Source organism: Pseudomonas brassicacearum (assembly GCF_003732265.1).
GTDB lineage: Bacteria > Pseudomonadota > Gammaproteobacteria > Pseudomonadales > Pseudomonadaceae > Aquipseudomonas > Aquipseudomonas brassicacearum_D.
In genome coordinates, this window is the sequence record NZ_MOBK01000010.1 from 49521 (window position 1) to 72906 (window position 23386).

21 protein-coding genes, 1 tRNA gene and 2 pseudogenes are annotated in these 23386 nt (G+C 52.1%); 9 read left to right on the plus strand and 15 right to left on the minus strand.

Annotation, left to right across the window (positions count from 1 at the left end; genetic code table 11):
• Positions 1-64: 64 nt before the first annotated feature.
• Positions 65-1123: a PDDEXK nuclease domain-containing protein gene (locus tag BK660_RS24210; protein ID WP_123435427.1), complete on the minus strand. Its 1059-nt coding sequence runs from the start codon at positions 1121-1123 to the stop codon at positions 65-67.
• Positions 1124-1387: 264 nt separating this feature from the next.
• On the opposite strand from BK660_RS24210, the gene BK660_RS24215 reads away from it, so the two are divergent.
• Positions 1388-1834, plus strand: a complete 447-nt coding sequence (locus BK660_RS24215) for a carboxypeptidase regulatory-like domain-containing protein (RefSeq protein ID WP_123435428.1) — start codon at positions 1388-1390, stop codon at positions 1832-1834.
• Positions 1835-1890: 56 nt separating this feature from the next.
• Here BK660_RS24215 and BK660_RS24220 read toward each other — a convergent pair whose 3' ends face one another.
• Positions 1891-2352 carry a DUF4234 domain-containing protein gene (locus BK660_RS24220; protein ID WP_123435429.1) on the minus strand — a complete coding sequence of 154 codons (462 nt, stop codon included), beginning with the start codon at positions 2350-2352 and terminating at the stop codon, positions 1891-1893.
• A gap of 594 nt (positions 2353-2946) precedes the next feature.
• Positions 2947-3270 (minus strand): hypothetical protein, encoded by a 324-nt coding sequence (locus BK660_RS24225; protein ID WP_148057462.1) that lies wholly within the window; start codon positions 3268-3270, stop codon positions 2947-2949.
• Between the two features lie 742 nt (positions 3271-4012).
• Between BK660_RS24225 and BK660_RS24230 the strand changes: the two genes are divergently transcribed.
• The 3 genes from BK660_RS24230 to BK660_RS24240 all read left to right on the plus strand — a co-directional run bounded on the left by BK660_RS24230 (position 4013) and on the right by BK660_RS24240 (position 6322).
• A complete protein-coding gene (locus BK660_RS24230; RefSeq protein WP_259698530.1) occupies positions 4013-4213 on the plus strand; it encodes a hypothetical protein in 201 nt (66 codons plus the stop codon).
• The gene (locus BK660_RS24235; protein ID WP_123435431.1) at positions 4203-5828 is read left to right on the plus strand and encodes an N-6 DNA methylase; all 1626 of its coding nucleotides are present in this window, start codon (positions 4203-4205) and stop codon (positions 5826-5828) included. Before BK660_RS24230 ends, BK660_RS24235 begins: the two co-directional genes overlap by 11 nt.
• 83 nt (positions 5829-5911) lie before the next feature.
• Complete coding sequence (locus tag BK660_RS24240) at positions 5912-6322, plus strand: hypothetical protein (protein ID WP_123435432.1); 411 nt, start codon at positions 5912-5914, stop codon at positions 6320-6322.
• Between the two features lie 47 nt (positions 6323-6369).
• On the opposite strand, the gene BK660_RS24245 is transcribed toward BK660_RS24240, so the two are convergent.
• Positions 6370-9363, minus strand: coding sequence for an Eco57I restriction-modification methylase domain-containing protein (locus BK660_RS24245; protein ID WP_123435433.1), 2994 nt, complete (start codon positions 9361-9363; stop codon positions 6370-6372).
• Between the two features lie 19 nt (positions 9364-9382).
• Positions 9383-9662 (minus strand): annotated as a pseudogene (locus BK660_RS24250) (nuclease-related domain-containing protein); the annotation flags it as partial.
• Between the two features lie 150 nt (positions 9663-9812).
• Between BK660_RS24250 and BK660_RS33790 the strand changes: the two are divergent.
• Positions 9813-9984: pseudogene (locus BK660_RS33790) on the plus strand (transposase); the annotation flags it as partial.
• A gap of 1035 nt (positions 9985-11019) precedes the next feature.
• On the opposite strand, the gene BK660_RS24260 reads toward BK660_RS33790, so the two are convergent.
• The 10 genes from BK660_RS24260 to BK660_RS24305 form a co-directional block, all read right to left on the minus strand.
• Positions 11020-12399 (minus strand): phage/plasmid primase, P4 family, encoded by a 1380-nt coding sequence (locus BK660_RS24260; protein ID WP_123435434.1) that lies wholly within the window; start codon positions 12397-12399, stop codon positions 11020-11022.
• Between the two features lie 147 nt (positions 12400-12546).
• A complete protein-coding gene (locus BK660_RS24265; RefSeq protein ID WP_123435435.1) occupies positions 12547-12903 on the minus strand; it encodes a hypothetical protein in 357 nt (118 codons plus the stop codon).
• A 148-nt stretch (positions 12904-13051) separates the two neighbouring features.
• Positions 13052-13303 (minus strand): helix-turn-helix transcriptional regulator, encoded by a 252-nt coding sequence (locus BK660_RS24270; RefSeq protein ID WP_123435436.1) that lies wholly within the window; start codon positions 13301-13303, stop codon positions 13052-13054.
• A gap of 208 nt (positions 13304-13511) precedes the next feature.
• Complete coding sequence (locus BK660_RS24275; RefSeq protein WP_123435437.1) at positions 13512-14009, minus strand: hypothetical protein; 498 nt, start codon at positions 14007-14009, stop codon at positions 13512-13514.
• Positions 14010-14098: 89 nt separating this feature from the next.
• Positions 14099-15322, minus strand: a complete 1224-nt coding sequence (locus BK660_RS24280; RefSeq protein WP_404942952.1) for a tyrosine-type recombinase/integrase — start codon at positions 15320-15322, stop codon at positions 14099-14101.
• A gap of 172 nt (positions 15323-15494) precedes the next feature.
• A tRNA-Phe gene (locus BK660_RS24285) sits at positions 15495-15570 on the minus strand.
• A 103-nt stretch (positions 15571-15673) separates the two neighbouring features.
• Positions 15674-15946, minus strand: coding sequence for an oxidative damage protection protein (locus BK660_RS24290; protein ID WP_010464608.1), 273 nt, complete (start codon positions 15944-15946; stop codon positions 15674-15676).
• A complete protein-coding gene (gene mutY / locus BK660_RS24295) occupies positions 15943-17010 on the minus strand; it encodes an A/G-specific adenine glycosylase (RefSeq protein ID WP_123435438.1) in 1068 nt (355 codons plus the stop codon). The genes BK660_RS24290 and mutY overlap by 4 nt, the downstream gene beginning before the upstream one ends.
• Entirely contained in the window at positions 17007-19232 is a 2226-nt protein-coding gene (locus tag BK660_RS24300) for an AsmA family protein (protein WP_123435439.1), read from the minus strand. Before BK660_RS24300 ends, mutY begins: the two co-directional genes overlap by 4 nt.
• A 78-nt stretch (positions 19233-19310) precedes the next feature.
• Entirely contained in the window at positions 19311-19715 is a 405-nt protein-coding gene (locus BK660_RS24305) for an acetyl-CoA sensor PanZ family protein (RefSeq protein ID WP_123435440.1), read from the minus strand.
• A gap of 222 nt (positions 19716-19937) precedes the next feature.
• Between BK660_RS24305 and BK660_RS24310 the strand changes: the two genes are divergently transcribed.
• From BK660_RS24310 to BK660_RS24325, 4 genes are all read left to right on the plus strand, one after another.
• Positions 19938-21602: an OFA family MFS transporter gene (locus BK660_RS24310; protein ID WP_123435441.1), complete on the plus strand. Its 1665-nt coding sequence runs from the start codon at positions 19938-19940 to the stop codon at positions 21600-21602.
• Positions 21603-21873: 271 nt separating this feature from the next.
• A complete protein-coding gene (gene hisB, locus BK660_RS24315; RefSeq protein WP_003218037.1) occupies positions 21874-22467 on the plus strand; it encodes an imidazoleglycerol-phosphate dehydratase HisB in 594 nt (197 codons plus the stop codon).
• On the plus strand, positions 22467-23105 hold the full coding sequence (gene hisH, locus BK660_RS24320) for an imidazole glycerol phosphate synthase subunit HisH (RefSeq protein ID WP_059181795.1): 639 nt from the start codon (positions 22467-22469) through the stop codon (positions 23103-23105). Before hisB ends, hisH begins: the two co-directional genes overlap by 1 nt.
• Positions 23106-23363: a DUF2164 domain-containing protein gene (locus BK660_RS24325; protein WP_050682512.1), complete on the plus strand. Its 258-nt coding sequence runs from the start codon at positions 23106-23108 to the stop codon at positions 23361-23363. It begins immediately after the preceding gene.
• Positions 23364-23386: the final 23 nt, after the last annotated feature.

A 23386-nucleotide genomic window follows, 5' to 3' on the forward strand; every position in this document is an offset into this window, starting at 1 on the left:
ACGTACCTTTGCGCGTAGGTGCCAACGATAGTCTTCATGGTACTGGTGGACAATCCGCCCATTTCTATCGGCGCTTCTGATTGAGCAGTCGCTCCTCGAGCAGGGCCCGCTCCCGATCCAGTTCCGCACGAAGTTCTTCTTCACTTGGTAGCACCAGTTTGTACTTGCTGGCGAACAGTTGCTCATTACCCTCCAGCACGGAATAACGGACCACGGATTCATCCTTCTGTGCGCAAAGAATGATGCCGACAGTGGGACCATCCTCTGGTCCGCGTTTGAGGTCGTCGTACATGCGCACGTACATATCCATCTGGCCGACATCCTGATGGGTCAGTTCACCGCGTTTGAGATCGAAGATGACAAAGCATTTGAGCAGGTAGTTGTAAAACACCAGGTCGATGAAGAAGTCTTTGCTGTCGGTGCTGATGCGTTGTTGGCGGGCGATAAAGGCGAAACCCTTGCCCAGTTCAAGCAGAAATCCCTGAAGCTGATTGATCAACGCCTGTTCGAGCTCGGTTTCCAGAATCAGGCCCGCATTGGGCAGACCCAAAAACTCCAACACAACCGGATCCCGAATGAAGTCTCTTGGGCTAGTGGCCATTTTCTGGATATTGGTCGCGGCTTCCTCCCTGACAGAAGACCGGTCGCGACTCGCCAGCAGTCGCTCGTAATACAGCGTGTTGATCTGGCGCTCAAGGGCGCGGCTTGACCAGTTCTGGTGGGCCGATTCGTTCATGTACCAATGACGGGCATGGTCGTTGTCGACGCGCAGAAGCCTTCGGTAATGGGTCCAGCTCAATTCGGAACGCACTGCGTTCCAATTTGGAAAGGTTTGATAAAAATCGCGCATGTATCGCAAATTGCGCTCATCAAAACCTTTCCCAAACTCGGCAGTGAGGGCTTTGGCCAAAGTCGCCAACAACTGCTTTCCATACCCCGCCCTACGAGCTCCCTCCTGCTCAAACTCGACAATATGCCGCCCTATCTGCCAGCAGGTTTGCACTTGAGCTGTATCGACCGCTCGCAGCGCTTTAAGGCGTGCCTGACGGATCAGTTCGCCAAGGTTGTCCACCAATGAGGTGAGTTGTGAATCTGGAGTGTTATCGGGTTTGACGAGGGTCATGAAGTCTTCCGCGGCCGGAGAAGCAGGCGAAAGAGGATGCCAAGTGCACATGGGGCAGGGATGCAGTACGCCGCTGCTAATCCGGAAGGAATTACCGGATACGTTTCGCAGGACCTTGCCGATGGCCGGATGTATTTTTGGAATACAGGGTGTAGTCCGTTTCGCAGTGAACCCAAGATCGAATCAATCTAAAACCGGAATGACGTCCGGGAAATCAAAACTCAAGGGGATGAGAGGGTTCTGAAGAGCCCGGGAGTCGTCATCATGAAATACGTCCATGCCTTCACGTTGTCCCTTGTTGCTGTCGGTGTCCTGGCGTTTCCGGCGATGTTGAGCGCTGCCAGCATTGACCCTATCGATACGACTGGCGTGCAAGTTCAACGGCAGGAACAAAACGGGATTTCATACCTCTCCGGTGGTGTCGGCGAGGATGAGGCCAAAGCTATCCAGCAAACGACTGGCTACAACCTGCACATGACTTTCTCGGTCGGTCCGCAAGACGAATACATTCCGGACGTGCAGCTGCTGGTCCAAAACGCTAAAGGGCCGGTGCTGACGCTGAGTCAGGCGGGTCCTCTGGTCTATGTCCAATTACCTGCCGGCAAGTACACGGTCGTGGCAACGCGCAACGGTGAGGAGAAGCGTGACACGACAGATATCGGCAGTGCTGGCGCGAGGAATCTGGTGTTCCACTGGAACGGTAGCGAATGAGGGAGGCTGCAGATTAGACGGGCGGCCACTGGGGGCTGCCCGTCCATTACCGTGAATCAGGCTTGTGTTGTCGAGCCACGCAGGATCAGTTGTTTGCGTTGTTCTTCAGGCAGGTCGTTGATGCAGTAGTTGATGTAGAAAACATTCAGGAAAAACGTATAGAACGCGTTCATCCGCAGATCGATTTTGTGTTCGCTGAGGGCGTATTCCGACAGTGCATTCTTGGCTTTGAACGCCCAGACGATGTACAGCGCGTTGGTCGCAATGATCAGAATGCCGGACAGTGCATCGAACAGTACTTCACCCGAGTTGGACAAAGCGCCGCTCCAGCCAAGGCAGACGGCCAGCCAGATGATGTAGGTGTTATCGACCAGTTTGATTTTGGTGGTTTCGCTGATTTTCTGATTGGTTCTGACCAGCCAAAGCAACAGGTACAGCCCAACGGTTGCGACCGACAGCAAAACCATATTCAAGGTTTTGGTGTTGATCTTGTCTTTGAGTTCATTGATGTCAGACATAACTGTTCCATGTTCAGGATTTCGAGAGGAGGGCGTGCTGGCAAGACTGGCTACACAGGTCCAACAGGGGAGGGCAGTGTTTTGCGGGGAGGGGTGAAAAAGCACGCACTCCATGCGCTGTCTCGATCCTGTATCGATTGATTCGGATGCGGGGGCATCGGGATCAATGTAGGTCGTCTTCCATGTAACGGAAAAATAATAGCACGGAGCCATCATTGAGCCAGAGCAATAAAAACGGATGTGTTTTCAGGGGGGGATGTACTGCAGGTTTCAGGCGGTTATGAAATCGCAGGTATAAAAAAACCCTGAATCTTGCGATTCAGGGTTTTCGGTATTTGGTGCCAGAGACGGAACCGAACTCCTCGCATAACTACTTGTCACCATTGGGTTTATTTTGGCTCGACATCCTGCGATGCCCCCAGATATGCCCCCAAAAGGAAAAGTAGCCCCGGTATTGGCTTCCAATGTTACCCAACCACTGCCGATGAATACCAGCAAAACCCAAATGCATTACGCCGTGGCCGACGTGGTTGCCGGTGTCATGCCGAAAACACCGCAAGTGCCCACACAGCGGTGCCACGGCGGGCCATACCTTCACGCCAGCAGCGGATCACTTTCTGCATTGAGGGAGGTCATTTGCAACTCAAGTTGCTGGCCCGCACGTTTGCGGCTCGGCTCATCGCCCAGGTGTCGTTGACCTGCCGACAGTCCCAGCGCCCGCACAAACGTGACCGCCTGGCGCTTGAGATTCCCGCAGTGGGTTGCACGAGGGTTGATGATTGGCGTTCCGAGGCGAGTGGTCAGCACGTCACCCTCGACCGCCAACACCTCCTGAGTCCATTCGATCTGGGCATTGATCTCGGCCAAGTCGGTCGCCAACTGTAGGTCATAAGCTCCCCACAGAGTCGCTGGCCGCATGCTGATGATCATGGCGAAAATTTGCCGCGCTCGGGGCTCAAGGTGACGCGTTGGTTTCAAAACCAAACGCGTGGCCTGCATCACCTCTACTTTGGAGTTGATGGAGGTATCAGGCTGTTTCCGGGTTTCCGCTTGTCTTCTGGCCATTTTTTGGCCCTCGAAATCACTCTAATCAGTATTGAGAAAAAGCTCAGTGGCCGCTCGGAGGTTCATCGCCTTTTCGAAAGCATGCCCCCCCTTCGCCACACCCTTTCCCCAATCGGATCACCATCAGTTTAGTCCTGGAGTCGAGAAGCGTCCGGACGCTCCGCCACCTCGAAGTAGGTACGTCTATCAGACCTACTGAATTTCATTGTCGGTGACCAGTCCATCGCTCGATGCTGACTTTAAAACTTCGTATTGTTGGGCAGAAAATCGGCCAAGAGCAGCTGCTCGCGACGGATTGCTTTGGACCCATTATAGATAGTCGGTCACAACGTTTGGAGGCGCACTCGCCCCAAGAGGCTTAATCGGGAATTTTTGTGCAGGTTAATTGAGGCACTCGTAGTGCTGAGCTTGGTCGGCGCGTCTGAAAAACCTACGGAAGGATCACAGTACGGGATTTGTCAGGGCCCCAACGTCACATTCTGATGGATCTGAAGATTTTCTGGTGGCGTGTAATCGAATTAAAGTGGGCATTAGGATATTTTTTCTTTCAGCGATGCTGCATTTTATGTAACCTATGTAATGTAATATACATCATATGGGTGATGGCATGGCGAAAAGTGATTCAGGGCGCATAGTTCTAGAAATTGATCCAGGGTTAAAGAAAGCTCTCTACTCAGTTTTGGCTCATGAACAACAAACATTGAAGGACTGGTTCATGAACAAAGCTAATGAGCACATAGAAGAAAAAAAGTCAGAAATTATAAAGAGTTTTTTAAAGGCAAATAATGAAATTTAAAGCAGACCAGACCACTCAAAAACTGCGCGGTGGTTATTATACCCCCCAAAAATTGGCAGATTATGCGGCTAGGTGGGTTTTGCAGAAACAACCTAAATCTATTCTGGAACCAAGTTGTGGTGATGGCGTGTTTATTCAGGCCCTACACAATAATCACTGTGATAAAGCAATTAAGTTATCTGGCTTTGAGCTTTTTGATGCTGAAGCCCAAAAGGCATCCGATTTATGCTCAAAACTGGGTTTCGAAAACTCCAGTGTCACTGAGGGAGATTTTCTAGTTTGGGCGAATCAGCAGCTAAATCAGAAACGGCAATTATTTGATGCAGTAATCGGTAATCCGCCGTTTATTAGATATCAGTTCCTTGAACAATCTTTTCAAGAACAAGCTGAGCTTGTTTTTAAACAGCTGGGTCAAAAATTCACCAAACATACAAATGCTTGGGTTTCATTTTTATTATCTAGCCTCTCTCTACTGAAGAGCGGCGGGCGTATGGGAATGGTAATCCCGTCAGAGATAATTCATGTAATGCATGCTCAGTCTCTGCGTAGCTATATGGGGCAAATATGCTCGAAGATTGTAATCATTGACCCAAAAGAAATTTGGTTCGAGGACACCTTGCAAGGCGCTGTCATTATAATGGCAGAGAAAAAAGAAGATACAAGCAAGCCTTCAGAGGGTGTTGGTATCGTGAGCGTGAGCGGTTTTGATTTTCTTAATGAATGTCCCGAGACATTATTTAATAGGATTTTGGGCATTAATGGTGAAACGGTTGAAGGTAAGTGGACTAAAGCAACATTAGAGAAAAGTGAGATATCACTAATCAAGAAAATTATCAGCCATGAATCCGTACATAAGTTTAAAGATATAGCCAAAGTTGATGTTGGTATCGTGACGGGAGCCAACAACTTCTTTTTGGTCAATAACGAAACAGTCAAGACATTTGGTCTCGAAGCATACGCTCATCCAATGTTTGGGCGTAGTCAGCACTGTCCTGGTATTTTGTATGATAAAGCTCAACACCAGTCGAATCAGTTGCAAAGTCTTCCAACAAACTTCTTGTATATCAGAGATGATTACAGCGAGCTTCCGTCAAAAGTGCAGCGCTACATAAAAACTGGTGAGCTTGAAGAATTCCATCTGCGGTATAAATGTCGCATTCGTAAGCCTTGGTATAAAGTTCCATCCATATATAGCACAGAGATAGGAATGCTAAAACGCTGTCATGAGGCGCCTAGATTAATTTTGAATCAGGTTGGTGCTTATACGACTGATACGGCTTATCGAATTACTTCAAGCTTTACTGATGCTGAGAATCTTGTATGTAGCTTTTTAAATCCTCTCACAGCCATTACGGCGGAACTAGAAGGGCGTTACTATGGTGGTGGCGTGTTAGAACTTGTTCCTTCTGAAATTGAGAAAATCTATATACCCGTGATCCAAGGTTATCAGCATGACTCCGCCACTCTAAATCAATTGGTAAAAGACGGTAAGGTTGAAGAAGTCATTCGAGAGCATGGCGGAGCTATCCTAGCTGAGTTAGGGGTCTCTAAAGAAGATAATGAACAACTTATGAAAATCTGGAAAAAACTAAGAGACCGTCGTTTACGTAAGTAGTAGAGCCGAAACTATAGTCGAACTTATAATTGCTTTATTAGCTGGTGGTTTTTTAGTCTAACGTAACTATGGAGCAGGGTAAAATGTCACTACATAAAGTTTGGGAAAAGGTAAATCTCCCTAGGGGAGACTTGCAATTGCTTGATACAAGCCATGCTTCAGGTGTCTTGCGATTAACTCAATCTGATTATGGCATTGATCAAACTAATTATTTTCGCCACGTTGTATTTGTCAGATTGGCTTGGTATCCAATTGATGACAAAGAGATGGCTAGTGCGAATTTTAAGTTTTTGATAAATGGACAAGATTGTGGCGTGTTTAGGTTGGAACTAAGCCATAAGCCTTCATGGGAGTCCAATCAAAGAAATTATACAACAGGTTTACATTGGGGGGCGGCTTTGGGTGTAATCCAAAATGAGCAGTTAATTGGCAAAACATTAACTATTTATGATGCTCGAAATGAGGCATATGACTATCAAATTGAGATTCGATAGGAGGTAATTAAATGGGGAGCAGAGATAAATTTTCTACTCCCTTGGTTTTAAAGTGAACCGTACAGCTCTTTTACCGTTGGTATTTCTTTATCGAAATCACCTAGATCGAAAAGACTCTGAACTAACAGGCTCATTTCTTGAACAAGATTCTCAAACTGTCTTTCCAAAGGGGTTTTAGAACGTTCATTTGCTTTATTAATTTGAGAATAAAGTTTATTCATTTGCTTTTGCAAGTTGGCAACCATATCATGTTTTGCCTTCTCAGCTGCATTGCTAAAGTTTATTCTTGGAATAGGCATTCGAGTTTGAATTTTTGTGCCTCGAGCGACAAATCCACCTCTAAATACTTCACCATAAATAGAAGCAAACCACTCCAAATACTTAGAGGACAAAAGCGCCTGTATGTAATAGGTGGAGTAAGGGCAAGAATCAGGCACGTTGATTATGCTATAGCCAGCCGTGCCACCAGACGATACGAAAGTTCGATTTTCATCAATCGAGTACTTGAAACCATTCGATAAAACACCAACGATGATTTTTTGTGGAACATCGCAGTTTTCTAAAGCTTGACTACGACCGTATCTATACCATTCATTCGGAGTGGTAGGTACTGGTTTTACCGAACGATTGACGTTATCTAGATGTACTTTCACGACATGAAGAAAATCATACATTTTAGGATAATTTTTTTTCAATTCGTGATATTCGACAAGTTCGATAGAATTACTGACTTTTTTGTATGGGTAAATCACAAAGGCGTTGGGCTCGACATCTTTGTATGTGTAGAAATGATCATCTCCTGAACGCTGTGTTTGGAAGTAAGGTCTAGTAAGCTCTTTTTCCACACAGTGTATTGCGCCATCGTACTCAAAATAAATTAAATTGCTTACGGTTTTAATTTCTTCGTGAATGTAATAGGCATTGGCACTTGTTTGTATACCGTTCGCGATCGAGTTACTGCCTAAAATATCCCCTAGAGGCTCTGATTTGCTATACATCATTTCCAACAGTCTATTGGTATCCTTCTCAAGGATCCATGTGTCGGAGTTGAGCTTATCAACTTCATACGTGCTGGCATTCAGAAAGTTTTCTTCACGAGTAAGCCACTTCTTAAAATCTTTTACTTCATAATAATCGAATCTGGTTTGTGGAGATTTTTTTAAGAACAGCAAGCACGTATATGTGGTTTTGTTCTTGAATACTTGGCTCGCCCCGAACGAGATCATCTTGCTCAAAAATTTGTTATCTGCTAAAAGTTTTCGTAAGCCTTGGCCAGCACCTAATTTAGTGAATTTGGATGGTAGGATGTAGCCTAGATACCCATCTTCTTTTAACAGATGCATTGAGCGCTCTACAAACAAGAAATACTTATCAAACTGCTTAAATGCAGCTTTGTATTTATTTTTATAGATTGGCAGCTCTAATGGAGTGAACTGCTTCATATGCTCAGTTGCCATATAAGGAGGATTGCCAATAATCACATCAAACTGGTGTTCAATATTCAAAGGATTAACGGCAAGCACTTCTGAGCTTTTAATATTGGCCGATAAGTCAATCAAACTATTTCCAAATAGAATGTTTTTATCTATCCTTGGAAGAATAGGTGTATTTGGCTCAATTGTCTCCTTGGATTCGCCTTCAAGTAGTTTTAGAAGCAAGCCAAATGAACATGCTTTTACTGCGTTAAAATCTTTGTCCACGCCGTAGATGCATTTCGTTAAAATATCTTTCTTGACAGATAGCTTTAGCTTGAAACTATGCTCTGTCAGCTGCTGCAACTTAGACCGGTCATGTTCGATATAGTAGTCAATTAAAATGTCTTGTAAGGCCTGGAATGCTTCAAGCAAAAATGCACCTGAGCCACAAGCTATATCTGCAAACTTTGATTGCAGTATTTGCTCATCAGTTTTGCCTTTGCAAAACTCTACAATAGTGTTTCTTATTATATCTTTAACAATATGACTAGGCGTTGTAACGACATCTCTGTCGATATTCTCATTTTTTGGTTGTAACTCGATCTCACCGCTTTGATTAACACGGATTTTCTCACTAAGAAACACCTCATAAATATTTCCCAATATATCAGATGAAAATACGGAGAATGAGTAGGTGCTTTCAGGGAAGTACAGTTGTTTAATAATCGTCCAAATACATGAATCGAGATTATTGACGAGTAAATTGATATGAGAAAGAGAAAATAAGCCTGAGTTGTACCTTCTATCAGACGCCTTTAGTTTTTTGACTAATGACTGAAAGTCCTTTTTTATAGCAAGACAATAAAGCGATTCATAATTTTCAAGGTCTCTATCCTCACAAACTCTCAAAAAAACAATGCTATTTATATAGTCTTGAGTTAAATCATTAAGCTCTTCCTCGTTGAAGTCTGGTTTTATGCCAATGAATTCCTTTGCTAGCATCAAGCGCCAGTCATTAATTTGTTTTAGAAATAAGTCATCAATACTAAAGCGAGATATTTTATTTTCAATATTGGCCCATTCAGAATCAAATGTGCCTGAGTAAACGCTTTCCTTGCCGATTAACCGCTTAATTTCTTCGAGATTTTTTACAAGATCAGTGTAATGGTAGATTTTGATTCTTGAGTTGGTGGATAAGTCTTCTTCGGTAACTGGGTTAGAGCAGTCGTATATCGCTGTATATTCAAAATTAGATAGAACTGAAATTTTTAACTTTGCGGTAAATCCGTAGCGACGAATCTGTTTTGCTGACTCAGAATCGATATGAACTTGAATGTTTGGTTTCTTTGCTTCAACAAAAAATTTACGCTCAGAAAAAAGTCGAAAAGTGTAATCAGGCTTTTTTGTATTATCACCCGACCTAAATCGTAAGCCCTCTTCGACCAAAACCTCACGTTCATTTGTTGTCTTGCCGCTAGCATTCGTTATATCCCAACCTAGAATCGTAAACAGTTGGTCTAGAAAGTCAGTCCTTAGTTGCGTTTCGTTATAGCGGGTAGAGCGATAATAATCTAGGTTGCTGTTGTATTTTCCGATAAGGGCTTGCAAATTTTCTAATTGTGTCATTGTTTTATCTTATGAGATGAATTATGCCGCTCATATTCTTCGCTTTAATCACGAAAATGTCGTCGGGCGAGATGAAAATACGGCTGATCTGGGTGATGCCGTCTGGCGTATTCAGGGTGATATTGTGACGGCGGCGGTAGGTTTTCTTGTCCAGCTACCAGTGGGCGAACAGGCGTATCAGGAGTTCGCCAATAATAGACCTTAGCCCAAGGAGACTTGAGCGCACCGATCAGCAACTTCTGCGAGATAAACCAGCCGAGGGTGCCCTTGACTTTCGCATTGATGGGGATGAAGCCCATTTTCTGACCTCCTGTAATTCTGAGTTACCCGGATATTACCGAAGGCAAGCGTAAACGCACGAAAATATTGCCTGCTTCTCTAGGGTCTGTTGCCGTTTCACCTCAATCTATTGATCTAAAAGAGAAAACGCGTATCGTTAAAGCTCCTACATGACAACAAAACTAGTTTGCAATACCCGATTACTGTTAAGTGATGCGCACTGGTCGAAGCTTCGGGAAATTCTGCTGCACATGGGCTTCTACAACAAGCGTGATTTGCGAATGACCCTGGAAGGCATGCTGTGTCGCATGCGCGGGATGTCCTTGGCGAGAGCTAATCGCCACTTCATAGCATCTGAGTGAGTTTGGCTGTTCTCTACCTGTCATGGCCACGAAACGACTTGGTCAAACCCGATGCAAGGTCAGGTGGAATGAAACAGGTGGGCTAGTCTGTGCGATTGCCTACTATGGCTCACCAAGGACTTAAAACACACAGCTGCGTGGTAATTTCCGCGCTCTATTGAGTCGTGAATAGACAACCAGACTATGCGTTTAATCGGACTGCTTGCAATCTCTCCAATAATTTTGGCGGGTTGTTCAACCTTGCCAACTCCCTCAGACCAAGCAGCTCCGTTCCTGCAATTAGGCTTACAGCATCTCAGAGTAAGCCCACCGGCCAATACGGGGCACTGACAGTCTCTCGTGATAATGGCTTCACGGGCTCAGCGTGCTACACCATCTTGTACATCGACGGGAAAAAGTCGGCAGAGATAGGCTCAGGAGAAACCGCTAAATTTTACCTACCAGTTGGTAAGAGAATCATTGGCGCCAACTCCACAACCACATTGCCGGCTACCTTCAAGAAAGTTACCAATGCTCCAAGGGACCGCATGACGCTGAACTCGTACCGGTTGCGGCGAGTAAGCTTTCAGGCCTCAGGAGGATTGCCTGATCACATCCGCATATACCAAGGTGGCTAATCTCCAGCGCTACGGTTCAGGTGATAGGGACTTGCCCTCACGGGTGTTGCGATACGCGGCATGACCTGGTCCAAGTTTTCAGCATCTTGATAATTTCGAGCTGCTCGAAATTCTGTTTAGCCAGCGGCACGGATGCTGTTTTGTATTCGCGCGGTGATTTCCGCCAGCTCGCCGAAGGACAGGTGGGACAGATTTATCCATTTACGCCACATACGTGCGGGCGCTTCTTGCGCGATATACCATAAAAATCTGTCCTATCTGTCCCGAACAGTCTTAAAGCCAGCAATCGCGGGGTTCACAGCGATGACAGATTGGTTATTGAAACTGTCTTTACCTGTCACCAACTGTCACTCGTGCAGGCCAAACAGCCCGACGTTACGGTCGGGCGGCTGGACAGATTAATCATTCCACGTATCAAGGTAACGGGCATCATCGAATGCCTTTGCGGGCTTCATGCGCAACCCTCTGAAACCTCTAGCGCTCTCCACTTTCTTCCGCTCGAAACCTCGATTTACCAACATTTGAGTGAAGGCCTTTCCCGTTTTTGATTCTTCCCCGGCCGCCATGGCGTAGGTACTCCAGCTGCTAAATAGAATCTTGTGGGAGTCTTCATGATTTGTACCGCGCTCACAAAATTCCTCTAGCCACTGTCCCAATAGGTCTTGATCCTCGAAGTACGACTTGGTCGCGTCTGACACGACGTTCGGCCGTAGAAAACCGTTCTGTTGCCAGTCCAGGCAACCTTCAATCATCCAACGCAGGATGGCAGGCCATTCGTCGCGGAGTTTGCCTTCCAAATCAGGGTCAGGGGTACTCGGTTTGTAGGTGAACGGGATGATGTTGAGTCGGCGCGTCATAGCGTCATCTACATTGTCGAGAGAGGGCTTGTGATTGCCGATGATGACGAGCTTGAACTCTGGTTGGTAGGTGAAGAAGTCGCGACGCATAAAGCGGGCAGTAATTGGATCGCCGCCGGTGATTTGCTTAATTTTGGCCTCCGCCCAACGCTTACCTTCCTCGGTTTCACTTGCCGTGACCAACCGTGCGCCCTTGAGCATGGCCAGATCAGTCGAATGTCTCTCGTATTTGCTGGCAGTAAAAGTATCCATGGCGGCGGCCTGCGCGTATTCGCCCAGAATACCGGTCAACGTATTGAGAAAAACCGTTTTCCCATTACCACCAGGGCCATAGATGAAAAACAGAGCATGTTCACGTGTGGAGCCAGTCAAGCAATACCCTGCTATCTGCTGTAAGAAGCGAATCAGATCAGGATTATTGCCTGTTACGTCGTTTAAAAATTTAAGCCAGTGAACCGGTATATCGCCTTTGGCGGCAGCCGTTACGCTTGATTGACGGGTAATGAAGTCTTGTTGATTGGCATCCCGAAGCTTACCGCTGCGCAGGTCTACGGTACCGTTAGGAGTGCCTAGTAACCAGGGGTCTGTATCCCAGCATTCAGCGATAACTGCTAGCGCGCGGGAAGAACGGGCAAGGCGCTCGACGGCGTTGACAGTGGCGTGCTTCAAGTAGGCTGGTTTTCCATCAGCACAGCTTCGGCAAACTTTGCGTGCTTTGTCTAAAGCAAGGTGATCGCAATCCTTTCTCCAGCAATTCCGGTTCCAAAAGTACCAAGTGCCTGACGTGTGGCAGTAACGCAGTTCATCGCGATAGAGTGCTTCGAAGACCAAGGCAAATTTGTCTTCACTCTGGGTGCTGTGTTCGCCTGTGTTGGCTCCAGGTGGCAGTTGCTCATGTGGCGGAGGTTCGTAGTCATTCATGGCCGCATTCTCCAGAGCTGAAGGTTGTTGAAGTTGGTCAGGGGGCAAAGGCTAATGTCTGCGCGGAGCAGCGACACGCCCTCACCGATCTGATCCATCAATGAGATTCCCGCGTTTAGTTTCGACATGTCCGCGCTATTCATGGCCTTAGTCCGCGAAGTTGATAAAGATGGTTGTTCTATATCCGGCTACAACCAAGAACGCTGCTTTCTCTGCAAGTTTGCAAGCGCGCCTCCAGTCACAAGTATTGCGTTTGTCTTTGTCTGATGGAGTTAGTGCGCCATAAGCCTCTACGAAGTCGAGGCAGGCAATGCTGTCAGAGATACGTCTGATCTCTATAGTGCGAGCGCCAGCAAATGACTGGTAAAATAGTTCAAGAGCACGATACATGCGCTCGGTTTGGGGATCTCCGTGTTTGATCTGCTCTATGGCAATATTAAATTTAGAGCTGTAATGGAAATCCCGTTCCTCGTCGGAATTGATATATTTAAATTGCAAGTTCATATTCATTCCCTCTATGGGGGGGCTTTTCTTCCAGGCAAGCGCAAGGCGCTCCTTTTTTTTTATTCAGGTGGTTTGACTCGTCTTAATCATCTGCTTAAAGCGTGCAGCGGTGTCGGCCAGTCGGTGGTGACTGGCTAGGCGTCTCGCTTCAGGCCATCTCGCCGCGGCTTTCCCGAATGCGCGCCTCTTGCCATTGGAGGACCTCGTTTTCGAGCCAGGCGGACGACTTTGGACCAAATTTTATTTGCGCAGGAAACGTGCCGAGTCCGATGCGCCGATAAATTTCGGTTGCGGAAAGTGTGGTTAGCGCTTTGACGACATCAAGCTTTATGAACTTGTGTGGCCCAGCGACGGTAAGAGTTTCGGTGGGTGCTTGAATTTGTTTAGTTGTGTGTGCCATTTCTTGTTCCTCTACGGATGTATGTTTACAAGCGAAAGGCTAAGCGCGAAAAGTTCAGAGCGCCAGAATTCCCTCGAAAAAAAAGTATCAAGTGCGCGTTAATGAAACTTCCAAAAGTGCCAGCAAGGCGTTAGTGAAACTTTCGGAGGACGCAAAAAAAGCCCCGCGCGTGAGGGGCTGGATGGGGGGGCAGAGCGTGCAGGTTGAGTTACCACGTGATCCCTGCATTGTTCAGATAACGCCGCACGCTGATCTTCGAATAGCCAGTTTGATCAGCAATTGTTCCTACACGGGTATGCGGGGGCTTGTATGCGTATTTGTTCCAGAGTGCAACGACCTCGAATTGTCTTTCCAGCGCAGCCTCGTGGTTCTTTCGGCCAGATGCCCGGCCACCGGCACGTTTTCGATAGTCGCGCCCGGGCTCGATGCGCCGACCCCGGATCGCCAATATCAGCTCAGTAATACGGGCTTGAATCTGAAGCCCGGCGCGGCGCTCCTCGGGCGTCCCGGTTCGCGTACCAACGTCCCGGCCAATATCTCGCAGTTCAGTCAAATCGCTATCCTTGGTCGTGTAGGTAGTTTCCCAGCCGAGCGCTTGGTAAGCGCGCTGAAGCGCCGCACGCTTTCGCGCTGACATCTGTCTTGCTTCGAACGCCGTCAATGCCTTGTAGAACTCCTTAACGGCGTCAGTCTCGTCATCCGACATGGGCACACTCCCAAAAAAACGAGATTAGCCGGTTTTAATTGGGTGTGCAGGGGAAGGCTTGGGGGATCTTTTTTGTGGGCGTGGTGGCTTCAAGCGTTGCGCTTGAGAGTCACTACGTTGGCACCTGCACACAGTGCGTCGATAGAGTCCGCCCACGCCTGCATCATGTCCCGGCGCTGCTCAAGATAAGCGGCATGATTGTAGGTGTCGCGGATGCCATCCGCGTCACCATGGGCAAGCTGGCGCTCAATCCAGTCTCGGTTATAGCTACGCCCGTTCAACTCAGTGGACAACAGATGGCGGAATCCGTGGCCGGTCTGGCGGTCTTCATATCCCATCAGCCGCAACGCCTTGTTGATCGTGTTTTCACTCATTGGCCGGTCAGGGTTTTGCTGGCCGGGAAACAACAGGTCATAGCTACCAGTAATTTCGTTGAGTTGGCGCAGGATCGCAACTGCCTGACGGGGCAGCGGCACCACGTGTGGGCGACGGGCTTTCATCCGCTCTTTCGGAATCGTCCATGTGGCGTTGTCGAGATCGAATTCAGACCATGGGGCAGCGCGCAGTTCTCCAGGGCGCACGGCGGTCAGCACCAGCAGGCGAATGGCGCAGCGGGTAGGGGTGTAAATCTTTGCGGCCTCCACCTTGGCCAGTAGGTCGGGCAACTCGGCGAAACTAATGTGTGGGTGATGGCGTGGAGGCTTCGCTGGCGCTGCCACCACATCCAGGTCAGTGGCCGGATTGGCGTCTACCACTCCCTTGGCCAGCCCGTAGCGAAATATCTGGTGCAGCCACTGGCGGATCTTCCCGGCTGCATTGAGTGTGCCCCGTGCCTCTACGCCGCGCACCAGTGCCGCCAACTCGGATCGGGTGATTTCCTTCACGGGACGCGAGCCAATGCCGGGGATGATGTCGTTTTCCAAATACAGATTGGCCTTGTAGCGGGTCGTCTCGGCCCAGCGTGGGGCGTTGTAGGCGTACCACTCTCGCGCCAGCAATTCAAAAGTCAGCTCCTTGACTTTCTGTGCTTGCTTGACTGCCTGTCGTTCGGCACTGGGATCTTTGCCGTCGGCTATCAACTGTTGGGCGTCTGACTGCTTTTTTCGTGCCTGCGCCAGTGTTACGCCAGGGTATGACCCAAGGGCCAGTCGGTTCTCCTTGCCGAAGTGACGATACTTGAGCCGCCACAGCTTTGAACCTGTAGGCATGATCTCCAGATACAAGCCTCTGCCGTCAGAGAGCTTGTAGGGCTTCTCCTGAGGCTTGGCTGCCTTGATTGCTGAATCGGTAAGCTGTATGACTTTGCGAGGCATAGGGCATCTCCGTAGGGGCATTAAATTGACCGAACCGGGGATGCCCCCAGATATGCCCCCAACTGTCTGGGCAGCTAGGGATCATTTGGGAAAGCATAGACAACAAAAAACCCGCACTAGGCGGGTTTCTTGGGGCTTTCGGGTGGTATAGACACCACCTGAAATTAATTAGTGGTGCCCAGAGACGGAATCGAACCGCCGACACGGGGATTTTCAATCCCCTGCTCTACCGACTGAGCTATCTGGGCAACGGGGCGCATTAAACTGGTTTTTCAGGGGGTCGTCAAGAAAGTTTTCAAAAAAAATTTAATTATTACCGTCGCTTACGATCCGACCCCCGAGAAATCGGGATTATTCAGCCGGCGGCACGTAGCCGTCAGCCTTGGCGTATTCCTCGCCGGAGAAGTACTTGTCCATCTCGCCCTGAAGATATTTGCGGTCTTCGGCGTTCATCATGTTCAGGCGTTTTTCGTTGATCAGCAGGGTCTGGTGCTTTTGCCAGTCGGCCCAGGCCTTGGCCGAGACGTGGTCAAAAATGTCCTGGCCTTTTGCGCCCGGGAAGGGAGCGCGTTCGAGGGCGGGCAATTCTTCTTTGTACTTGCGGCACATGATGGTGCGGGTCATGACAATTCTCCTGCGTTCAATACGGCGGCCGCGCGTTCGAGCAAGGTTTTGACCGGGGCGGCAAGGCCCAGGCGCGGCGGGGTGGCGAGGTTATACCAGAGCCAGTCGGCCTCGGCCACGTGATGGCCGGCCTCCTGGACCTGAACCAGCCAGGGTTCGATGGACAACTGAAAGTGGCTGAAGGTGTGCACCAGGCTCGGCAGCGCCTGTTGGCTGCCCAGTTCCAGTGAGTGCTGCGCGGCCAGATGTTGCAGGTCGTCGAGGTCATCGAGCTCCGGCAAACTCCAGAGACCGCCCCACAAGCCCGTGGAAGGCCGCCGGTAAAGCAGAATCGCGCCTTTGCCATTGGCGAGCATCGGCATCAGCGTGCGCTTCTGTGGCACGGTTTTGCGCGGTTTGGGGATGGGGTAGCGGGTTTCCAGGCCGAGCATGTGCGCTTCGCAGCCCTTTTCCAGCGGGCAGAGCAGGCAGCTCGGCTTGCTGCGCGTACACAGCGTGGCGCCCAGATCCATCATCGCCTGGGTGTAGGCGTTGACCCGATCATGCGGCGTAAAGCGCTCAGCGTTCGCCCACAGCTGTTTGGCGACCTTCGGCTCCCCGGGGTAACCCTCTTGCGCGGTAAAGCGCGCCAGGACGCGTTTGACGTTGCCGTCGAGGATTGGCGCCCGCAAGCCCATGCTCAGGCTGGCGATGGCGCCCGCTGTCGACAAGCCGATGCCCGGCAGCTCAACCAGTTTTTCAACGTCGCGGGGAAACTCGCCACCGTATTCAGCGACGACAATTTTCGCGGTCTTCTGCAGATTGCGTGCGCGGGTGTAGTAACCCAGGCCGGTCCACAGGTGCAGCACTTCGTCTTCCGGCGCCGCGGCCAGGGCTTCGACCGTCGGCAACGAAGCCATGAAACGGTCAAAGTAATTCAACACGGTGCTGACCTGGGTTTGCTGCAGCATGATTTCCGAGACCCACACCCGATAGGGCGTGATGCCCTGTTGCCAAGGCAAATCGTGGCGGCCGTGGCGGTCGTACCAATCCAGCACCGCCGTTGAAAACTGCTCGGATCTCATCGCTTGAACAGCCCCTTCAATGCGTTTTTCAGTTCAGGACTGACCTTGTCGCCCAGCTTCTCGTCGATTTTTTCGCTGATCTTGTCGCCGGCCATTTTGCTCGCGACCTGACCCATGCGTTCGTTATCCAGACGGCAGGCCTTGGCGCCGAGTTCCAGCGGACCCCGGCAACGCAACGGCCACTCGACACCGACAAACTTGTCGCCGACCTGGCAAGCCGGGTCCGGCATGGCGCTGGTGTCGCCTTCGACGATGATGCCCACGCGGTAATCCATGCCCAGCACGCGCAGATCGACGTCGCCGTCGCCATTCACGGTCATGCCCGGGATGCGCACTTTCAGGTCCGGGTTGCTGGCCACGCCGTTACGGAAGGTCAGGTTGCCCTTGAGTTCCTGGAACGGTGTGTCCTTGCCCCGTGGCTCGCCGCTGAGGGATTTGCGGTTCAGGGTGGCGATGCCTTTGCACAGCTGTTGCTCAAGGTTGGCATTGAGCAGCACGCCGTTGTTGATGATGAAACTGGCGGTGCCGTTGAGGCTGTCGATCAACGCTTTCTGGCTGTTACCGCTGCCGGTCAGCGCACTGTTAAGCGTCACCAGACCTTTGACCGGCGGATTTTTGCCTTGGCTTTCGAGGATTTTTTCCACCGGCACTTTGCTGATGCGCGTCTGCATGTTCAGTGCTGGAACCTGCTGGCGCACATCGAGGGTGCCCTTGGCTTCGAAGTTGCCCTCGTACAGATCGCCGCGCAGGTTCTCCAGGGTCAGCAGGCCGCCCTGGCCGGAGGCCTTGAGCGCTGCGTTGTTGATCGGCAGCTTGTCGAGGGTCAACTGGCCAAAGGTCAGGTCGGCGTCCACGTCGAGTTTGCTCAAGCGCTCGACCGGCAGCAGGCGTTCGGTGCTCCACGCTGTCTTGGTCGGCGACTCCGGCAGTGGTGTGCTGCCGGCGCCGGCCATGGCGTCGGCCTCGGTGCTGGCAACTTCGGCCTGACGCACTTGTGTCGCGCTGTTGGCTTCGGCGGACTTGGGTGGCAGATATCGATCGACGTTGAACGTGTCCGCCTTGAGGGCTGCGCGCAGCGACTGCTTGGCAAAGTCTTCGACAGCGATACGGCCGCTGAAGGTGCTGTCGTCGATTTTCAGGTTGATGTTGTCGAACGACACGCTGGTCGGCGTGCCGGCCACACGGCTGACCAGTTCGACTTTGCTCAGGCTGCCTTCGGCCATCGCCGGCAGTGTCTGGCCGATGCTGTCGACAAATTTCGCCAGGTCGAATTGGGCAATCGAAATACCGCCACTGATCTGTGGGGTCTTGTCGAGGTCGTTGACCTTGAGTTCACCCAGTGCGCGCAGTTGGTTGGCGGAGACCTTGATGCCGGTCCATTCGGCGACGTTCGCCGCTTTATCCAGCAACAATTGCCCTTGCGCCGCGAAGGTCATGGTCTTGCCCTGCAGCGGATCACCCGCGACTTCGCCGGACAGTTTCATGTCTTCAAACTTGTAGCGCTGCAAGGCGCGTTCGAAACGCAGCTCGCCGTTGAGCTCGGTGCGCACTCGCAGAACCGGTTGGTTGGTGCCGAGGAACGCGGTGAGTTTGACGGGGATATTGGTTGAGTCGTGGACCGGGCCGGTGCTGAGTTGAATGCTCTCGGCGCTGAACTGCTTGCCCGTTTTCTCGTCGTTGTACTCAACGCGGGCGTTGTTGACGGTGAGGCTGTCGATGTCCAGGCGAGCAGGCTGGGGCGGTTTTTCCACTTGAACGGTGGTTTCCGGGGCAGGTTCGCCAGGCGTCGCAGGGGGCGTGGCCGGAGTGGCTGGGGCCGGGACCTTGCCGACGTCCTGCCAGTTGCCATGGCCGTCCTTGTCGCGGGTCAGGCGCAGGTTCAGGCCTTCGACGCGGACATCGCTCATTTGCACTTCGCGGCGCAGCAGCGGCAACACGCGCACTGACAAGCCAAGCATCTGCAGGTCGGCGAACGGCTCCGTCGGTTTGACCAGGGTCGCGACACTGGCGTCGTGCAACTCCAGGCCCAGCCACGGGAACAGGCTCCAGCCGATGTCGCCATTGAGCGTCAGCTCGATGTGGGCCTTGTCGCGGGCAATCTGGCGAATCTCGTCTTTATAGTCGTTGGGATCGAAGAGGTGGGTCAGGGCAAAGCCCAGCGCCACAATGATCAGCAACAGCCCGAGAAGCACCAGACCCAGGATTTTGCCGAACGCTTTCATGGGCGAGTCCTTGTAGTTAGTCGAATTCGAATTTAGCCGGGGAGTATAGCGCTCCAAAGCGGACGACCGGTCAGGCGATCACGCGGGCAGTACATCCAGCGGCAGTTTCAGCTTGGCCGCCAGCGCCTGAGCTTCAAGATGCCCGGCGGGAGCCAGCAGGCGCAGGGTGGCGCCCGATTCAGAGGCCATTTTCTGCGCTTCGTTCACCAGACGCTCGGCGACGCCACGACGACGGGTAATTTTTCGTACGCAAAGTTGGGACAAGTGCCAAACGCCCTGGTGCCGTTGCAAGCGGGCTGCGCCCAGCAGTCGATCATTGAAGCGTCCGGCGATCAACGAACCGTCCCGCAAACAGCTTTCGATCAGCTGCACATCCCCGGAAAACGGGGCGTATAGCCAGTCTGGAGCGTCGCGGTAAATTTTTTGCAGATCCTGCTGATCCTGATAAGTGACCTCGTTCAGCGGTTCGACAATGATCGGCATGGCGTCTCCTTAAAGAGGTACGAGAACAGATGACTTACAAAAGGTGATATCAGTTTGGTTTTTCTGTCACGTGCAAATGGTAACCTTTGCCCGTTCGTCCGTCCCGCTGCGACCCGATGTCGCACAAAAAGGCACTTCACCCAACAAAACGGTCATGCGTGCGCATAAAGGCCGGGGGTGGGGAGTGGCTGGCGAACCCTACTAATAATTGGGGGATACACAATGACTACGAGCATCACGGCGGACGGCCTCAACGCCGGCCAGCCTGCGTTCCTGTCCAAGGAACGGATCATCGCCAAGCCCGGTTTCAACCGCTGGCTGGTACCACCGGCCGCGCTGGCCATCCACCTTTGCATCGGCATGGCCTACGGCTTTTCGGTGTTCTGGTTGCCACTGTCCAAAGCCTTGGGCGTGACCAAACCGGTGGCTTGTGCGCCGGACATGAGCTTTATCTCGCAAGTTTTCTCGTCGCAATGCGACTGGCCGATCTCGATGCTCGGCTGGATCTACACCCTGTTCTTCATCTTCCTCGGCTGCTCGGCAGCGATCTGGGGCGGCTGGCTGGAACACGCCGGGCCGCGCAAGGCTGGCGTTGTATCGGCATTGTGCTGGTGCGGTGGTCTGCTGATTTCTGCGCTGGGGATCTATACCCACCAGATCTGGCTGATGTGGGTCGGCTCCGGGGTCATTGGCGGTATCGGTCTGGGGTTGGGCTACATCTCGCCGGTGTCGACGTTGATCAAGTGGTTCCCGGACAAGCGCGGCATGGCGACCGGCATGGCGATCATGGGCTTCGGTGGTGGCGCAATGGTCGGTGCTCCGCTGGCTGCAGCGCTGATGGGCCATTTTGCTTCGGCAGAAAGCGTGGGCGTTTGGCAGAGCTTCCTGGTGATGGCTGCGATCTACTTCGTGTTCATGATCGGTGGCGCACTGTCCTACCGCGTTCCGCCAACCGGCTGGAAGCCTGAGGGCTGGACCGCTCCGGCGAAAAAAGCCTCGAATGCGATGATCACTCACCGTCACGTTCACGTGAATGTGGCGTGGAAAACCCCACAGTTCCGTCTGGTGTGGCTGGTCCTGTGCCTGAACGTATCCGCCGGTATCGGCATTCTTGGCATGGCGTCGCCGCTGTTGCAGGAAGTGTTCGGCGGTAAATTGATCGGTGTGGACCTGCCATTCGGTCAGCTCGACGCCGGGCAACTGGCTTCGATTGCGGCGATTGCTGCCGGCTTCACCGGTTTGCTGAGCCTGTTCAACATCGGCGGCCGGTTCTTCTGGGCCTCGTTCTCGGACTACCTGGGTCGCAAAAACACCTACTTCGTGTTCTTCGCCCTGGGCTTTGCCCTATATGGACTGATTCCGAACCTTGGTCATCTGGGCAGCGTTGCGCTGTTCGTGGCGGCGTTCTGCATCATCCTGTCGATGTACGGCGGTGGTTTTGCGACGGTCCCGGCCTATCTGGCGGACCTGTTCGGTACGCAAATGGTCGGCGCGATCCACGGTCGTCTACTGACGGCATGGGCAGCGGCGGGCGTGTTGGGTCCGGTGTTGGTGAACTACCTGCGTGAGTATCAGCTGAGCATCGGCGTTGAACGTGCCGCCGCTTACGACATCACCTTGTACATCCTCGCCGGCCTGCTGGTGCTGGGTTTCCTGTGCAACCTGCTGGTGCGCCCGGTGGCTGACAAGTACTTCATGACCGACGCTGAACTGGCTGCCGAACAGGCGCTGGGCCACGACAAAGGTGCTGACAGCAGCACCGTGCTGGAGTGGAAAGCAGCGCCGGGCAGCAAGCCGCTGGCGATCGCTGCGTGGCTGGTGGTGGGTATTCCGCTGGCGTGGGGTGTTTGGGTGACTCTGCAGAAAACGGCAGTCCTCTTCCACTAACGCAAAAACCCTGTGGGAGCGGGCTTGCTCGCGAAGAAGGAGTATCAGTCGACATCAATGTTGCCTGACACACCGCTTTCGCGAGCAAGCCCGCTCCCACATTTGGTCTCCACAAGGCACAGCATCCGTGTTTTGCTGGCTTGTATGGACATGTCTATCCCCGACAGCGCGGGGTTCTATCCGTCAGCCATATCACCTCTCGTGTTTCTGTTTCGGCCCCGCGTGCCTATAATGGCTGCCTTTTTCGCCCAATGATTTTGCGGAGCTGGTGATGGCCGAACGTAAGGCGTCAGTCGAGCGCGACACTCTGGAAACCCAGATCAAAGCCTCGATCAACCTGGATGGCACCGGAAAGGCCCGATTTGATATCGGTGTTCCTTTTCTTGAGCACATGCTGGACCAGATCGCCCGTCACGGGCTGATCGACCTGGATATTGTCAGCAAGGGCGACCTGCATATCGACGACCACCACACCGTGGAAGACGTCGGTATCACTTTGGGTCAGGCCTTTGCCAAAGCCATCGGCGACAAGAAAGGCATCCGTCGCTACGGCCACGCCTACGTGCCGCTCGATGAAGCGCTGTCGCGCGTGGTGATCGACTTCTCCGGCCGCCCGGGCCTGCAGATGCATGTTCCGTATACCCGTGCCACCGTTGGCGGTTTCGACGTTGACCTGTTCCAGGAATTTTTCCAGGGCTTCGTCAACCACGCGCTGGTCAGCCTGCACATCGACAACCTGCGTGGCACCAACACCCACCACCAGATCGAAACCGTGTTCAAGGCTTTCGGCCGCGCCCTGCGCATGGCCGTCGAGCTCGATGACCGCATGGCCGGTCAGATGCCGTCGACCAAAGGCGTTCTGTAATGCAGACGGTCGCGGTTATCGATTACGGCATGGGCAACCTGCACTCGGTGGCCAAGGCCCTCGAGCACGTCGGTGCCGGCAAGGTCCTGATCACAAGCGATGCCGATGTGATTCGCGAAGCCGACCGGGTGGTTTTTCCCGGTGTGGGCGCGATTCGCGATTGCATGGCGGAGATTCGTCGCCTGGGCTTCGATTCGCTGGTGCGTGAAGTCAGCCAGGACCGCCCGTTCCTCGGCATCTGCGTGGGCATGCAAGCCTTGCTCGACAGCAGTGAAGAGAACGACGGCGTCGACTGCATCGGCCTGTTCCCGGGCGCGGTGAAGTTCTTCGGCAAAGACCTGCATGAAGACGGCGAACACCTGAAAGTCCCGCACATGGGCTGGAACGAAGTGAAGCAGAAGGTGAGTCACCCGCTGTGGCACGACATTCCGGACCTGGCGCGTTTCTACTTCGTGCACAGCTACTACATCGCCGCCGGCAATGCGCGGCAGGTGGTCGGTGGCGGTCACTACGGTGTCGATTTCGCCGCGGCGCTGGCCGATGGCTCGCGTTTCGCCGTGCAGTTCCACCCGGAGAAGAGCCATACCCATGGCCTGCAGTTGCTGCAGAACTTCGCCGCGTGGGATGGTCGCTGGTAAATGGCCGTCAAGAAGAAGCCACCGATCCTGACCCTCACTCCTGAACAGGAGAACGAGGCCAACCAGAAGATCAAACGCTTCATGGAGGATCGCTTCGAACTGGACCTGGGTTCGTTCGAAGCGGCCGAAATCCTTGAGCTGTTTACCCGTGAAATTGCTCCGCACTATTACAACAGGGCGATTTTCGATGTGCAGACGCACCTCAAAGAGAGGTTCGAAAGCATCGAAAGCGACTTGTGGGCGCTCGAGAAAAACTGATTTCCGAGCGAAGCTGAATACTC

Excerpts from the sequence above, each read along its gene's own strand:
- BK660_RS24305 (WP_123435440.1), bottom strand. The coding sequence starts at position 19,715 with ATGCCGATCATTGTCGAACCGCTGAACGAGGTCACTTATCAGGATCAG.
- hisB (WP_003218037.1), top strand. The coding sequence starts at position 21,874 with ATGGCCGAACGTAAGGCGTCAGTCGAGCGCGACACTCTGGAAACCCAG.
- mutY (WP_123435438.1), bottom strand. The coding sequence starts at position 17,010 with ATGAGATCCGAGCAGTTTTCAACGGCGGTGCTGGATTGGTACGACCGC.
- BK660_RS24240 (WP_123435432.1), top strand. The coding sequence starts at position 5,912 with ATGTCACTACATAAAGTTTGGGAAAAGGTAAATCTCCCTAGGGGAGAC.
- hisH (WP_059181795.1), top strand. The coding sequence starts at position 22,467 with ATGCAGACGGTCGCGGTTATCGATTACGGCATGGGCAACCTGCACTCG.
- BK660_RS24270 (WP_123435436.1), bottom strand. The coding sequence starts at position 13,303 with ATGGCACACACAACTAAACAAATTCAAGCACCCACCGAAACTCTTACC.
- BK660_RS24300 (WP_123435439.1), bottom strand. The coding sequence starts at position 19,232 with ATGAAAGCGTTCGGCAAAATCCTGGGTCTGGTGCTTCTCGGGCTGTTG.
- BK660_RS24265 (WP_123435435.1), bottom strand. The coding sequence starts at position 12,903 with ATGAACTTGCAATTTAAATATATCAATTCCGACGAGGAACGGGATTTC.
- BK660_RS24220 (WP_123435429.1), bottom strand. The coding sequence starts at position 2,352 with ATGTCTGACATCAATGAACTCAAAGACAAGATCAACACCAAAACCTTG.
- BK660_RS24245 (WP_123435433.1), bottom strand. The coding sequence starts at position 9,363 with ATGACACAATTAGAAAATTTGCAAGCCCTTATCGGAAAATACAACAGC.
- BK660_RS24280 (WP_404942952.1), bottom strand. The coding sequence starts at position 15,322 with ATGCCTCGCAAAGTCATACAGCTTACCGATTCAGCAATCAAGGCAGCC.
- BK660_RS24215 (WP_123435428.1), top strand. The coding sequence starts at position 1,388 with ATGAAATACGTCCATGCCTTCACGTTGTCCCTTGTTGCTGTCGGTGTC.
- BK660_RS24230 (WP_259698530.1), top strand. The coding sequence starts at position 4,013 with ATGGGTGATGGCATGGCGAAAAGTGATTCAGGGCGCATAGTTCTAGAA.
- BK660_RS24210 (WP_123435427.1), bottom strand. The coding sequence starts at position 1,123 with ATGACCCTCGTCAAACCCGATAACACTCCAGATTCACAACTCACCTCA.
- BK660_RS24310 (WP_123435441.1), top strand. The coding sequence starts at position 19,938 with ATGACTACGAGCATCACGGCGGACGGCCTCAACGCCGGCCAGCCTGCG.
- BK660_RS24325 (WP_050682512.1), top strand. The coding sequence starts at position 23,106 with ATGGCCGTCAAGAAGAAGCCACCGATCCTGACCCTCACTCCTGAACAG.
- BK660_RS24275 (WP_123435437.1), bottom strand. The coding sequence starts at position 14,009 with ATGTCGGATGACGAGACTGACGCCGTTAAGGAGTTCTACAAGGCATTG.
- BK660_RS24290 (WP_010464608.1), bottom strand. The coding sequence starts at position 15,946 with ATGACCCGCACCATCATGTGCCGCAAGTACAAAGAAGAATTGCCCGCC.
- BK660_RS24235 (WP_123435431.1), top strand. The coding sequence starts at position 4,203 with ATGAAATTTAAAGCAGACCAGACCACTCAAAAACTGCGCGGTGGTTAT.
- BK660_RS24225 (WP_148057462.1), bottom strand. The coding sequence starts at position 3,270 with ATGCGGCCAGCGACTCTGTGGGGAGCTTATGACCTACAGTTGGCGACC.
- BK660_RS24260 (WP_123435434.1), bottom strand. The coding sequence starts at position 12,399 with ATGAATGACTACGAACCTCCGCCACATGAGCAACTGCCACCTGGAGCC.